The organism is Zobellella endophytica (assembly GCF_003012775.1).
Taxonomy (GTDB): Bacteria; Pseudomonadota; Gammaproteobacteria; order Enterobacterales; family Aeromonadaceae; genus Oceanimonas; species Oceanimonas endophytica.
In genome coordinates, this window is sequence record NZ_PXYG01000002.1 from 270,127 (window position 1) to 281,897 (window position 11,771).

An 11,771-nucleotide genomic window follows, 5' to 3' on the forward strand; every position below is an offset into this window, starting at 1 on the left:
GCAAGCACAGTGGTTTTTCTTCCAGCTTCAAGTTGCCCTTAAAACGGAAACCAGGGGCTGTTGAAGAACTGGGCCAGCCAGCCGCGGCTCTGGGTATTGGCGAAATCCCCGGTGCCGCCGTAGTAGATCCGCGCGTTGGCCACCCGGGTCGATTCCACCCTGTTGTCGGGGCCAATGTCCTGCGGCCGGACCATGCCGGTAATGCGCACATACTCCTCGCCGGTGTTCAGCATCAGCCATTTCTCGCCCTGTACCGCCAGGTTGCCGTTGGGCAGTACCTGGGCCACGCTCACCGTGATGCTGCCCTGCAGGCTGTTGCTCTGGTTGGTGTTGGCCTGGCCGTCGAATTCGTTGTTGCTCGACATCTCGGCGGAAATCGGATAACCGCCGATGTTCACCGGCACCCCGCCCAGGCTGAGCGGGTTGATGCCCAGGCTGGAGTCCTTGCCCTGCTGGGTAGTGGCCCGCTTCTGCGCCCGGGTCGATTCGGACAGATCGATGGTGATGATGTCCCCCACCCGGTGCGCCTTGATATCGGAATACAGGTTGTTGGCATAGGTGTCCTGGTAAATGGCGCCGTTGGGCTCCAGCATCGCCTGCTGGGACACCGGGATCACCGGGGCGTACGCCGGATCGTCCGGCTTGGGGGTATAGGGCGTGGAAGCGCAGCCCGCCAGCAGCATGGCCAGGACAACCGGCACAGATCGCATCGTCAATCCCCCGTTACAGCTGCTGGTTCACGTAGGCCAGCATGTCATCCACCGCCGAGATGACCTTGGAATTCATTTCATAGACCCGCTGGGCCTGGATCAGGTTGACCAGCTCCTCGGTGACGTTGACGTTGGAGCTCTCCAGCATGCCCTGCTTCAGGGCGCCAAAACCGTCGGCCCCGGCAATGCCCTGCAGCGGCGCGCCGCTGGACTGGGTCTCCAGGTAGAGGTTCTCCCCTTTCGGCTGCAAGCCGGCCGGGTTGGCGAAGTCGGTGACGATCAGCTGGCCGATGACCTGGGCTTCGGCCTGGCCGGCAATCTGCACCGACACTTCGCCGTTGGTGGCCACGCTGATGCTCTGGGCATTTTCCGGGATCTGCATTTCCGGCTGCAGCGGGTAGCCGTTGCCGGGGGTGACGATCACCCCTTCATCGTTGAGGGCGAACTGGCCGTTGCGGGTGTAGCCGATGTTGCCGTCGGGCAACAGCACCTCGAAAAAGCCGCGGCCGTCGATCATGATGTCGAGCGCGTTGTCGGTGGTCTGCACGCTGCCCTGGGTAAAGGTTTTCTGGGTCGCCACCACCTTGGAGCCCGCACCCAGCATCAGGCCGGAAGGCAGGTCGGTGTCGGCGGTGGCTCGGCCGCCGGGCTGGTGGATGTTCTGGTACAGCAGGTCTTCAAAGATGGCCCGCCCTTTCTTGAATCCTACCGTGCTGGCGTTGGCCAGGTTGTTGGAAGTGACCGAAATATTGGTCTGCTGGGCGTCGAGGCCGGTCTTGCTAATCCACAATGCTGGGTTCATGTCGCTCTCCGTTAGCCGATGCGCAACAACTGGTCATGGGCTTTGTCATTTTCTTCGGCGTGGCTCATCATCTTGAGCTGGGTTTCGAAGCGCCGCTGCAGATCGATCAGGTGGGTCATTTCCGCGATGGGATTGACGTTGCTGCCCTCGAGGGCGCCGGCAATCAGTTCCACCTGGGCCGAAGGCGGCTCTGCCTCGCCGTCCTTGCGGCGAAACAGGCCATCCAGCCCCTTCTCGATGTCGCCGTTATCCGGCAGCACCGTCTTGATCCGCTGCAGATCTTCGCCGCCGTTGGCCGGCTCTCCTTCCAGCCGGGCAAAGAGGGTGCCGTCCTTGTTGATCTCCAGCTTTTCCAGCGGCAGCGGCAAAAAGATGGGGTCGCCGTTGTCGTCCAGTACGTTGAGGCCGTTGCCGGTCTGCAGCAGGCCTTCCGGCGACAGCATCAGGCTGCCGTTGCGGGTGTAGGCTTCGCTGCCGTCCTTCGACTCCACCGCCAGCCATCCGTCGCCGGCGATGGCCACGTCAAGTTCCCGTCCCGTGGTCTGGATGGGGCCGGCGGCAAAATTTTGCCCCGGCCGTTCGGTCATGGCGAACACCCGGCTCGGCAGCCCCTCGCCGAAGGCCTGCATGGCGCGGGCCTGTTCCAGATCGGCGCGAAAGCCGGTGGTGTTGGCATTGGCCAGGTTGTTGGCGCGCAGGGCCACGCTGTGCATGTTTTCCTTGGCGCCCGACATGGCGATATAAAGCAGGTGATCCATTTCAGCTCCGTTCGTTGGCTGAGCGGTAATGACGAAATTAAATGCAAGAAAAATGCCAGCTGGAAGGATGGGGCGACGGGGGAAAGCCAATACCCATAACCCTACTTTCGCCAGAAACCCTCCCTTCAACGCCGCTGTTCAATAGCCGTCATCTCCGCCCCCTATGCTGTCATCCCCACGAAGGCGGAGATCCAGAACGCCAACACCACATCGGTGCCCAACACCTGGACTCCCGCCTGCGGGAGTGACGGGAAAGAGAGCGGGAGTGGCTACAGAGTAATACCAAGGTTTGTCAATGGGTTAAGAAGGAAAACCCCGACGCCTTTCGGCACCGGGGTTTTCTTCCCGCTTCTGGCTTCCAGCATCCAGCATCCAGATTCTAATCGTTACCGTATCTGCAGTATGGTCTGCTGCAGGGTACTGTTGACCTCCAGTGCCCGGGAGTTGGCCTGGAAGTTGCGCTGGGCGGTGATCAGGTCGACCAGTTCACCGGTCAGGTTGGTGTTGGACTGCTCCAGCGACGCCACGCTGATCTTGCCCAGTACCCCGGTATTGGGTTGCCCGGCAACCGCCTCGCCGGACAACTGGGACTCCCGCCACTGGGTATCGCCGATCTGGGTCAGGCCCTGTTCGTTGGAGAAACGGGCCATGGCCACTATCCCCAGGGTTTCGGTGGTGCCGTTGCTGTACGTCGCCCTGACCGCCCCGTCGGTCCCCACGTCCACCTTGGTCAACCGCCCCACTGTGCTGCCATCCTGCTCAATAGCGGAGACTTCGAAGGGTGACGAGAACAGGGTGATTTCATCAAACTGGACCGTGACCGCCTGAGCAGGGTCAGAGCCGTTGGTAAAGCCCAATGCCGCAGTAGTCAGTTCGGTCGGAAGCGGTGCGGTAACATTGCCACTGGTATCGAAGGTCAGGGTTTCAGTCGCCGTCGCCACCGTTTCATCATCAACAAAAACCTGAACCTGCCATTCATTGGTATCGGTCTTGATGAAGTACTTGGTCAGGGTATGCGCCTCACCCAGTGAGTCATAGACAGTGGAAGAGGTGGAAGCATTGTAAGTGTCGGAATCACCGCGGCTAAAAGCCGCTGTCGGCTCCTCGGCGCCGGCCGGCAAGTTGATGCTCAGATTAACGTTTTCGGTCATCTGGGGCGCCCCGACCCGCTCAGGAATGCGCAGCGCCTGGGTGGAGTTCAGCGCCAGCCCCGCCGGCGTGCCATCGCTGTTGGCTTCGAACACCTGCAGGTAATTACCCTGGGAGTTGACCACGAAGCCCTGATCGTTCAGCTTGAAGGCGCCGGCCCGGCTATAGGTGCGATCCAGGGATCCCAGTTCATTGGACATTACAAAGAAGCCGCTGCCGTTGATCGCCATGTCCAGCGAATTGTTGGTGAATTGCAGGGCTCCCTGATGAAATTGCTGGGCCACCGCCGCCGTTTGCACGCCGCTGCCCGACTGGGTCTTGGTGTTGGCAAAAATAGAGTTGGCATAAACGTCGGCAAACTCGGCCCGGGACTCCTTGAAACCGATGGTATTGACGTTGGCGATGTTGTTGGCGGTGACATCCAGATCTTTCTGGGCTGCGTTGACACCACTCAGGGCAATAGTGAAAGACATGTCGTTACTCCTTACCCAACCTTGCGGCTGGCGATTTCCAAGACCTGATTCAGCGGCAAGCCGCCTAAACCGGATAAATTGACCAGGGTCGGGCTCTCGGCACTGCCCAGCGTCACGCTGTCCACCCTGGCAAAGGCCAGGGCGTTGAGATCTTCGCGCTGATTGCCGATGAGACCATTCACCCTGATCTTGTAACGGCCCGTGGGTGCCGGCTGTCCGCCGTTGTCCAGGCCATCCCAGCTAAAGGGCACATTGCCACGCTGGGGACCTTCCAGGGTAATGTCCCGGACCAGCTGCCCCTTTTCGTCTTCGATGCGGATACGGACGTTATCCGCCCCCTCACCGGTGACGGCGATGGCATCCATCGCCTCGGTGCCGTCCCAGTAGGTCAGATCGCTGGGCACCAGCACCTTCTGCCCCACCAGGCTGGAGGCCTGTAGCGCCTGGTTGGAGGTCATCACCTCGTTCAGGCCGCTCAACTGTGCCGTCATGTTGTTGATGCCGTCGGCGGTGGAAAAAGACGTCATCTGGGAGATCATCTGCGAGTTGTCGGCCGGCTTGAAGGGATCCTGATAGGCCAGTTGCTGGGTCAGCAGGGCGAAAAAATCCTCCTGATCCAACTGGGCCTTGCTGTTGTCCGCCGCCTTGTCCGCCGGGCTCTGCTCCCCGGGCCACTTGAGGCCGTTGAGATAATCGTTATTGACCTGCATCCGTCCTTACCCCTTGCCCAGGCGCAGGGTCTGCTGCAGCATCTGCTTGGCGGCGTCGGCCACCTGCACATTGGTCTGGTAATTGCGCGAGGCACTGAGCATATCGGTCATCTCCTCTACCACATTGACGTTGGGCTTGTAGATAAAGCCTTCCGCGTCCGCCATCGGATGATCGGGGCGAAACTCTTTCTGCAATGGTTTGTTGGTCTCGACGATGCCCATGATTTTGACGCCGACGCTTTCCTGACGGTCCGACAGCGCCTGGTCCAGGTCGGCGGCAAAGACCGGCTTGCGCGCGCGGTAGGTCTCGTTGATGCTGGAGCTGACGCTGTCGGCGTTGGCCAGGTTGCTGGCGGTGGTGTTCAGGCGCACCGACTGGGCGCTCAGGGCACTGCCGGATATATCAAATACCTTGAAAAGGCTCACATCGAGTCTCCTTTTATGGCCTTCATCAAGCCGCTGATCTTGCTGTTGAGAAATTCCAGGGAGGCCTGATACTGCAGGGCGTTTTCCATGTAACCGTTGCGCTCGGCCTGCACATCCACGGTGTTACCGTCGCCGGTATCGGGCTGGGTCGGTACCCGATATTGCACGGTGCCGGGGGGGGCAAGCTCCACGGCAAAATGTTGCATGTGGGTGCGATTCAGGGAAAAGTTCTGGTTGTTCTGGGCCTGGCTGAGCGCCGCCTGGAAGTCCATGTCTTTCGCCTTGTAGCCCGGGGTATCGGCATTGGCCAGGTTGCCGGCCAGCAATTCGGCACGCTCGGAGCGCGCGACCAGCGCATGCTGGTGCACACCGAATGCCTTGTCGAACGATATCGCCACACACACCTCCTGCCTGATGCTGACTTAGGCCCGTTGCCAGTGCCTAAACAAAAGCAAAATATGTGCCAATCAGGGCTATTTAAGACGGTAGATAATGCCGGGGCTGCAGCGGATCATCTCGAAGCGATCGGACAGGCCGGTCAGGGATTCGGACGCCCCCAGCAGCAGGTAGCCGCCGGAATTAAGGGCGCCGGCAAACTGGTTGAGGATCTTGGATTTATTTTCAGGAGAGAAGTAAATCAATACGTTACGGCAGAATATCAGGTCGAACTTGCCCAGTACGCCGTAGCCGTCGAGCAAGTTGAAAGGGCGAAAGTTCACCATGTTGCGTACCCTCGGCTGCAGCTGCATCTTGCCATCGGTCAGCGGCGTAAAAAACTGGCTCCGGCGCTCGGGCGATAGACCGCGCGCCAGGGACAGGCTGTCGTAGATGCCGGCCTTGCTCATTTCCAGCATGTTGCTGGAAATGTCGGTGGCAAGAATTTGCAGCCCCGGCAAGGAGCCCGGCCGCCGGGCCTGGTACTCCAGGGCGGTCATGGCGATGGAATAGGGCTCCTGACCGGAAGAGCAGGCCGCCGACCAGATTTTCAGGCCCTTGCCGGGCCGGGCCAGTTCGGGAAAGAGCCGCTCGGCGAGCAGGGTGAAAGGGTAGACATCCCGGAACCACAGGGTTTCATTGGTGGTCATGGCATCGATGACCGCGGTTTTCAGCTCCCGCTCCCGCACCAACATGGAACGGCCGAGCAGCTCGCCCAGCGATTCGATGCCAAAGCGATTCAGCAATGGCGACAGCCGGCTTTTCACCAGATATTGCTTGCTCTCCCCCAGCACGATGCCGGTATGGGTTTCGAGAAACTGGCAAAACGCCTTGTACTGCTCGTCGGTGAAGTTTTTCATCCGCAGAATTCACGCCTCATCACAGGGCACTTTTAACGGCCGAGGCCAGCTCATCGGGTTGAAACTTGGCAATGAAATTGTTGGCCCCCACCTTTTCCACCAGCGCCTTGTTGAAGACTCCGCTCAGGGAGGTGTGCAGGATCACGTGCAGGTCCCGGAGCTTGGCGTCGCTGCGGATCTCGGCGGTCAGGGTATAGCCGTCCATCTCGGGCATTTCCACATCGGAAATCACCATCGACAACTGCTCGGTAATGGGGCCCTCGCCGGCCATCTCCCGCAGCTTGTTCAGCGCCTGGCGGCCATTTTCCGTCACGATGCATTCCATCCCGATGGAGGCGATGGCCTTTTGTATCTGCCGGCGGGCCACCGAGGAGTCGTCGGCGATCAGGATCGGCTTGTGCTGGCCCTGCTCCAGGTGGGAGAGCTGCTCGACGATATCCGCATTGACCCGGGTGCTGGCGGGGGAGATTTCGTCCAGGATTTTTTCCACATCAAGGATCTCGACCAGCTCGCCGTCTATCTCGGTGACCGCCGTCATGTAATTCAGGCGGCCGGCTCCCTTGGGCGGCGGCAGTATCGACTCCCAGTTGACGTTGATGATCCGCTCCACCGAATTGACCAGGAACCCCTGCACCGAGCGGTTGTATTCGGAGATGATGGCGAAGCAGTTGTCGGTCAGCTCGGTGGGCCTGCCGCCCATGGCCTTGCTCAGGTCGATGATGGAGATGGTCTGTCCGCGGATGCTGGCCACACCCTTGATCACCGGATGGCGCTGGGGCAGGGCGGTTAATGCCGGGCACTGCAGTACTTCCTTGACCTTGAACACGTTGATGCCAAATCTTTGACGGCCGTTAAGTTTGAATAGCAACAGTTCGAGCCGGTTCTGGCCGACGAGCTGTGTTCTTTGGTTTACCGAGTCGAGTATCCCCGCCATTCCAGTGTCTCCATTTACGTCGTGGCATGCTTTATGCTTGAATTTATCGATGCGCTGTTAGCTTAGCATCCGTGTGGATTAAGCGCCATAAGTGGCCAGCTTACGTTCTTTATCGGCGATGAGGTAGTGATGTTTAACGGTATTTTCCCGCCCTGCAAAGCATGGCTGGGGCTCCTGTTGGCGGCCGCCGCGCCCGCCCAGGCCCAGTCGTCGGTGCAGGACAGCATCCGCCACTATGCGGAAGATTATGTCCGGGACTTCGTGCCGGTGGCCGAGCACGACCGGCTGGAAGTGGCCGCGGCCAGCATCGATACCCGCCTGCCCCTGACCGAGTGCCTGGGCAAGCTCACCGCCGACATTCGCGGCGACGGCGAAGTACGGCGCAACACCCATGTTTACCTGCAATGCCATGAGCAGCCCGGCTGGGAGCTGTTCGTGCCGGTACGGGTGAAAATTCTCAAGCCGGTGGTGACGGCGGCCGATCCGGTCGCCCGCAATACCCTGCTGCAGGCACAGCACCTGCGGGTCGACTACCAGGACGAAGTGCTGCTGCGCGGCGATGTGTTCAGCGATCCCAACCAGCTTATCGGCACCCGCAACAAGCGGGATCTGCGTCCCGGCCAACCGATCCGCAGCAGCCAGCTGTGCGTGGTGTGCAAGGGCGACAAGGTGATGATCCTGGCCGAAACGGGGAGCCTGTCGATTAAAACCGAGGGCCTGGCCCAGGAAGACGGCTCGTTCAACGACAGTATCCGCATCCGCAACCTGAACTCCGGCCGCGAAATCAGTGCCCGGGTCACCGCCTCCGGCGTGGTGCGGGTCAGGCTGTAATTTCTGCTAAAGTTATCGCGGGCTGCGCCGATACCGTGGGTAATGCAGCAGCAATTCAGGATTGGAACATCATGGCTATCGACAAGTTACCCCCCGGGCTGACCGGCGGCGCCCAGACGGTGGGCGGCAATAAATACAAGGCTTCTCCCCAGGCCGAAAATGGCCAGGCGCCTGCTTCACCCCAGGCGAAGCAGGACTCGGTCAGCCTGACGCCGGAGGCGCAGCGGCTCACCAAGATGCAACAGTCGCTGGCCAGCGCACCGGCCCCGGACAACAGCGCCCGGCTGGAAGCGCTCAAAAAAGCAGTCAACGAGGGCAGCTACCAGGTTGACAGCGACCGGCTGGCCGCCAATATCGCCAACCTTGAACAGGATATCGAGACCCTATAGCAATGACCCTGGATGAGCTGCTGAACCATCAACAATCCCAGCTCCAGCTACTGCTCGAGCTCACCGGGCAGGAGCTGGCGCTGCTCGTCAAGCGCAAGGCGCTGGAGCTCCCTCCCCTGACCGAGCGCAAGCAGGCCCTGCTGCTGGAGATCCAGGCCACCGACGGCCGCCTGTCGACCCATCCCGACCGCGCCCTGCTCAGCTCGACCCACGGCGCACAGGTAGCCGCCATCCGCGCCCTGCTGCGCGACTGCCAGGAGCAGAACCAGGTGGCGGAGCAGGTGCTCGAACAGTCCCTGGCCAGCACCCGCAAACTGGCCAACACCCTGAGCCGGCTGCATGAGCGGCAGAGCATGACCTACGACCAAAAGGGCCATACCAAGGGCATCAACAAGGGAGCCGGCTTCAAGGTCTGACTGCGGGGGCCGGGGAGTCAGCCACCAGTCCCTGGTGCCGGATTATCTCACTGTCCCCGGCGCAATTTCTGATAGGTCGCCAGATCCAGCTCCAGCTCGGTCACGTACATATCCCCGTCGGGATAGCTGTTCACCACCCGCGCGCCCCTGACCACGCCACGGCTGCTGCTGCTGACGGTGCCGTCCTGCAGGATATGGCTGTCGAGCCGGCTGGAGCTCGATATCATTACCCCCGCCAGCTGTTCCGACAGCTCCCGATAGGCGTCCATGCGGGAAGCCCGCATGGCGTGCAGCAGCTTTTGCTGATAATCGGCTGGCCGCTGCAGGCTGATGGGTGCATAGCCCACCGCCTGCAACTGCCGCGGGGAAGAAGAGGCCGCAAAAGGGCCACTGCCCTGGCCGGCGCAACCGCTCAGGGCCAACACCAGCAGGGCGACTAACTTATTTCGCATACCGGCTCCTTTGCTCCGGTGTCATGACCACCTCAGGTCCCGCCAGCTTGGGTACACTGGATGCCAGGTACTCGGGCACAAACTGCTGAGAGCTGGCTACCAGGGAATTATCCCCCATTCTGACCAAGCGAGCATTCACCATACGACCTCCTGACGCCCGGGTAACGGTTCCATGTAACAGATAACGAGCGTCCAGATTGGTCGTCAGTTGACGATAGTCTCGACTGGCACTGATATCTCCCTGGGGAGTAATCCGAATAAAGGGCAATGTTTTGAAATCAATCACCCTTAACCCATACTGATTGAGCTGAAACATCATGGACTCAGACAAGAAGCGACTGAAACTATCTTGCGAGCGGTAATCTTCCTGATCGACAAAACCGCTCACCGCAATACCGGTGCTTCCATCCAGTCCATGCACGCTGGAAAGCAATTTATGTGCCATAGCCGAAATGTGTTGCTGTAACTGGGTCTGGCCACCGACGATCGACGGCCCCGCCGCCGGCAGGTAAACACTACGATCCCCGGCGCTCATACGCATGGGTATACCATCCAGAATATGACGAGGAGAGCGGTGATCCGGCACATAAAGCCGACCATCTTCATGCACTTTTTGTCGGACATTGCCATAGGCGTTGTAATGGCCAACGTATCCTTGATGGGCGGTAGCTCGACCTTGCTCATAATAATGGGCCGCATGATCATGAGGCAGGTAGTGATGGATGGCATCAAATCCATGGGCATGCGGGGAACCATCGACGCCTCTGTTCGAAGGCTGAGTGGTGGTGCTACTACAGGCGGTCAATCCCAACAAAAGTAAACAAAACAATGGCCTCGACATAGAGGGCTCCCTACTTCAATGTTAATAATTATGATTATTCCATCACCTGTTATCGGCGGCAGCGTTTGAATCTTTATCGAATTCCACCGATTTAATTAGCACGGAGATCCCGGCGACATGTTGCCTTTTTGAACCCAGATCTCTGGCATATATATTGCCTAAACTTATCCACTCACATCGGCTCCAGGTTCCAATCACGTGCAATCGAAAACTCTGCCCATACTGTTACTGTTATTTCCGCTCGGCGGCGTGGCCGACTGGTACCAGGCCGAGGGCTCTGCCCCCTTGAGCATGGGCACCGACTCCGCCCGGCAACAGGCGCTGGAGCAGGCGCTGGCCGACACCCTGTTGCAGGCCGGCGCCTCCCTGACCACGGTGCAGTCGGTCACCAACGGCATGCTGTCGGGCCAACGGCTCGACATCACCGCCCAGGGCGAGCTGATGGACTATGTGATCCTGGAAGAGCGCCAGTCCCAGGGCCGGCTCTGGCTCAAGGTCCGCGCCGACATCTGGCCCGATGAAAACCTCCAGCCCCAGTGCATCGGCCGTTACCGGCCGGGCATGACCCTGACCCAGTTCCCGCTGCTGCGCCCGGAGCAGGGCCAGATCGGGCAGATTTACGAGCTGGGCCTGGCGGTGACCGAGCGGCTGGCCCAGCGCCTGGGCGACAGCGTCAATCTTATGACACAGTTGCCTCATCAGCTGGCGACCGACACCCGGCTGCCCCGCAGCCCGGGCCTGCGCCAGGGCGGGGATCTGCTGGCCCGCAACCAGCAGTCGCGGCTGCTGCTCAGCGGTGCGATAGAAGACATCAGCGTGGCCGACGGCAACTGGGTGGACTGGACCTTCTCCGAGCCGGCCCGCCAGTTCCAGCTGCGACTGACCCTGGAAGACGCCCTCACCGGCGAGCTGCTGCTGCAGCGGCAATACCGGCAGCAGGCGCCCTGGGCCTACCGGAAGCACGACAAGGTCAATGTACACGATGCCGCCTTCTGGCAGTCCGCCTACGGTGAAACCATCAACCAGCTGCTGCTGCGGGCCGGCCGGGATATCGTCCAGGCCCAGTCCTGCATGAAAGCCATCGGTCATATCCTGCAGCAGTCGGACGAGGGCATACTGATGGATCTGGGCCGCCAGGCCGGGATCCAGGTCGGGGATCGCTTCACCCTGATGCACCGGCGCCAGCTGCAGCCGGGCTATTACAGCGAAAGTTCCTCCCTGGCCCAGTTCGTGGTGCAGCAGAGCCACCCGGACTACAGCCTGCTGGCGCCGGCCGACGCCGGCGCCCGCCAGGTCAGGGTCATGCCCGGGGACATACTGACCCAGCGCTGACCCCGGGCGAGCTGCCGATTTTATACGCACTCGACCGCCCCCGGGTTCTCTTCGGCCCCCGAGTTATATATACTCGCGCTCACGCTCTCATAGCTCAACAGGATAGAGCACCCGCCTCCTAAGCGGGCGATCCAGGTTCGAGTCCTGGTGGGGGCGCCATTCCTTAATTTACCTCTTGCGCTTCGGCGCCACAGTTCCTGAACATCCGCGACGATACTTGCAGCCGGCCCCGATCGGCGGCAGAGTAGCCACA

The 11,771-nt window shown here is 60.6% G+C and carries 15 protein-coding genes and 1 tRNA gene; 5 read left to right on the plus strand and 11 right to left on the minus strand.

The genetic code is table 11. The features are described 5' to 3' along the window. Positions 1-38: 38 nt before the first annotated feature. From flgH to C7H85_RS06500, 9 genes are all read right to left on the minus strand, one after another. On the minus strand, positions 39-710 hold the full coding sequence (gene flgH, locus C7H85_RS06460) for a flagellar basal body L-ring protein FlgH (protein WP_106728898.1): 672 nt from the start codon (positions 708-710) through the stop codon (positions 39-41). A 13-nt stretch (positions 711-723) separates the two neighbouring features. Then, positions 724-1,512, minus strand: a complete 789-nt coding sequence (gene flgG, locus C7H85_RS06465) for a flagellar basal-body rod protein FlgG (RefSeq protein WP_106728899.1) — start codon at positions 1,510-1,512, stop codon at positions 724-726. A gap of 11 nt (positions 1,513-1,523) precedes the next feature. Next, positions 1,524-2,270 (minus strand): flagellar basal body rod protein FlgF, encoded by a 747-nt coding sequence (locus C7H85_RS06470; RefSeq protein ID WP_106728900.1) that lies wholly within the window; start codon positions 2,268-2,270, stop codon positions 1,524-1,526. A gap of 386 nt (positions 2,271-2,656) precedes the next feature. Next, positions 2,657-3,892: a flagellar hook protein FlgE gene (gene flgE, locus C7H85_RS06475; RefSeq protein WP_106728901.1), complete on the minus strand. Its 1,236-nt coding sequence runs from the start codon at positions 3,890-3,892 to the stop codon at positions 2,657-2,659. Between the two features lie 11 nt (positions 3,893-3,903). Beyond that, positions 3,904-4,602, minus strand: coding sequence for a flagellar hook assembly protein FlgD (locus C7H85_RS06480; protein WP_106728902.1), 699 nt, complete (start codon positions 4,600-4,602; stop codon positions 3,904-3,906). Between the two features lie 6 nt (positions 4,603-4,608). Continuing rightward, the gene (gene flgC, locus C7H85_RS06485) at positions 4,609-5,028 is read right to left on the minus strand and encodes a flagellar basal body rod protein FlgC (protein ID WP_106728903.1); all 420 of its coding nucleotides are present in this window, start codon (positions 5,026-5,028) and stop codon (positions 4,609-4,611) included. Further along, the gene (flgB, locus tag C7H85_RS06490) at positions 5,025-5,426 is read right to left on the minus strand and encodes a flagellar basal body rod protein FlgB (RefSeq protein WP_106728904.1); all 402 of its coding nucleotides are present in this window, start codon (positions 5,424-5,426) and stop codon (positions 5,025-5,027) included. Before flgB ends, flgC begins: the two co-directional genes overlap by 4 nt. Positions 5,427-5,501: 75 nt before the next feature. Beyond that, entirely contained in the window at positions 5,502-6,323 is an 822-nt protein-coding gene (locus C7H85_RS06495; RefSeq protein WP_106728905.1) for a CheR family methyltransferase, read from the minus strand. Between the two features lie 19 nt (positions 6,324-6,342). Further along, positions 6,343-7,257, minus strand: a complete 915-nt coding sequence (locus C7H85_RS06500) for a chemotaxis protein CheV (RefSeq protein WP_106728906.1) — start codon at positions 7,255-7,257, stop codon at positions 6,343-6,345. A gap of 129 nt (positions 7,258-7,386) precedes the next feature. Here C7H85_RS06500 and flgA point away from each other — a divergent pair, with 129 nt between their 5' ends. From flgA to flgN, 3 genes are all read left to right on the plus strand, one after another. After that, positions 7,387-8,088 carry a flagellar basal body P-ring formation chaperone FlgA gene (gene flgA, locus C7H85_RS06505; protein WP_106728907.1) on the plus strand — a complete coding sequence of 234 codons (702 nt, stop codon included), beginning with the start codon at positions 7,387-7,389 and terminating at the stop codon, positions 8,086-8,088. Positions 8,089-8,159: 71 nt separating this feature from the next. Beyond that, positions 8,160-8,477, plus strand: coding sequence for a flagellar biosynthesis anti-sigma factor FlgM (gene flgM / locus C7H85_RS06510; protein WP_106728908.1), 318 nt, complete (start codon positions 8,160-8,162; stop codon positions 8,475-8,477). A gap of 2 nt (positions 8,478-8,479) precedes the next feature. Next, positions 8,480-8,893, plus strand: coding sequence for a flagellar export chaperone FlgN (gene flgN / locus C7H85_RS06515; RefSeq protein WP_106728909.1), 414 nt, complete (start codon positions 8,480-8,482; stop codon positions 8,891-8,893). A 47-nt stretch (positions 8,894-8,940) separates the two neighbouring features. Here the strand turns inward: flgN and C7H85_RS06520 are convergent, their stop codons facing one another. Then, the gene (locus tag C7H85_RS06520) at positions 8,941-9,345 is read right to left on the minus strand and encodes an LPP20 family lipoprotein (protein ID WP_106728910.1); all 405 of its coding nucleotides are present in this window, start codon (positions 9,343-9,345) and stop codon (positions 8,941-8,943) included. Next, positions 9,335-10,186 carry a FlgO family outer membrane protein gene (locus C7H85_RS06525; protein ID WP_106728911.1) on the minus strand — a complete coding sequence of 284 codons (852 nt, stop codon included), beginning with the start codon at positions 10,184-10,186 and terminating at the stop codon, positions 9,335-9,337. The genes C7H85_RS06520 and C7H85_RS06525 overlap by 11 nt, the downstream gene beginning before the upstream one ends. 198 nt (positions 10,187-10,384) lie before the next feature. Between C7H85_RS06525 and C7H85_RS06530 the strand changes: the two genes are divergently transcribed. Further along, entirely contained in the window at positions 10,385-11,518 is a 1,134-nt protein-coding gene (locus tag C7H85_RS06530) for a flagellar assembly protein T N-terminal domain-containing protein (protein ID WP_245879591.1), read from the plus strand. A gap of 83 nt (positions 11,519-11,601) precedes the next feature. Continuing rightward, a tRNA-Arg gene (locus tag C7H85_RS06535) sits at positions 11,602-11,677 on the plus strand. The last annotated feature ends 94 nt before the right edge of the window (positions 11,678-11,771 follow it).

Coding starts and splice junctions, on each gene's coding strand:
- flgH (WP_106728898.1), bottom strand. CDS start 710: ATGCGATCTGTGCCGGTTGTCCTGGCCATGCTGCTGGCGGGCTGCGCT.
- flgG (WP_106728899.1), bottom strand. CDS start 1,512: ATGAACCCAGCATTGTGGATTAGCAAGACCGGCCTCGACGCCCAGCAG.
- C7H85_RS06470 (WP_106728900.1), bottom strand. CDS start 2,270: ATGGATCACCTGCTTTATATCGCCATGTCGGGCGCCAAGGAAAACATG.
- flgE (WP_106728901.1), bottom strand. CDS start 3,892: ATGTCTTTCACTATTGCCCTGAGTGGTGTCAACGCAGCCCAGAAAGAT.
- C7H85_RS06480 (WP_106728902.1), bottom strand. CDS start 4,602: ATGCAGGTCAATAACGATTATCTCAACGGCCTCAAGTGGCCCGGGGAG.
- C7H85_RS06495 (WP_106728905.1), bottom strand. CDS start 6,323: ATGAAAAACTTCACCGACGAGCAGTACAAGGCGTTTTGCCAGTTTCTC.
- C7H85_RS06500 (WP_106728906.1), bottom strand. CDS start 7,257: ATGGCGGGGATACTCGACTCGGTAAACCAAAGAACACAGCTCGTCGGC.
- flgA (WP_106728907.1), top strand. CDS start 7,387: ATGTTTAACGGTATTTTCCCGCCCTGCAAAGCATGGCTGGGGCTCCTG.
- flgM (WP_106728908.1), top strand. CDS start 8,160: ATGGCTATCGACAAGTTACCCCCCGGGCTGACCGGCGGCGCCCAGACG.
- flgN (WP_106728909.1), top strand. CDS start 8,480: ATGACCCTGGATGAGCTGCTGAACCATCAACAATCCCAGCTCCAGCTA.
- C7H85_RS06520 (WP_106728910.1), bottom strand. CDS start 9,345: ATGCGAAATAAGTTAGTCGCCCTGCTGGTGTTGGCCCTGAGCGGTTGC.
- C7H85_RS06525 (WP_106728911.1), bottom strand. CDS start 10,186: ATGTCGAGGCCATTGTTTTGTTTACTTTTGTTGGGATTGACCGCCTGT.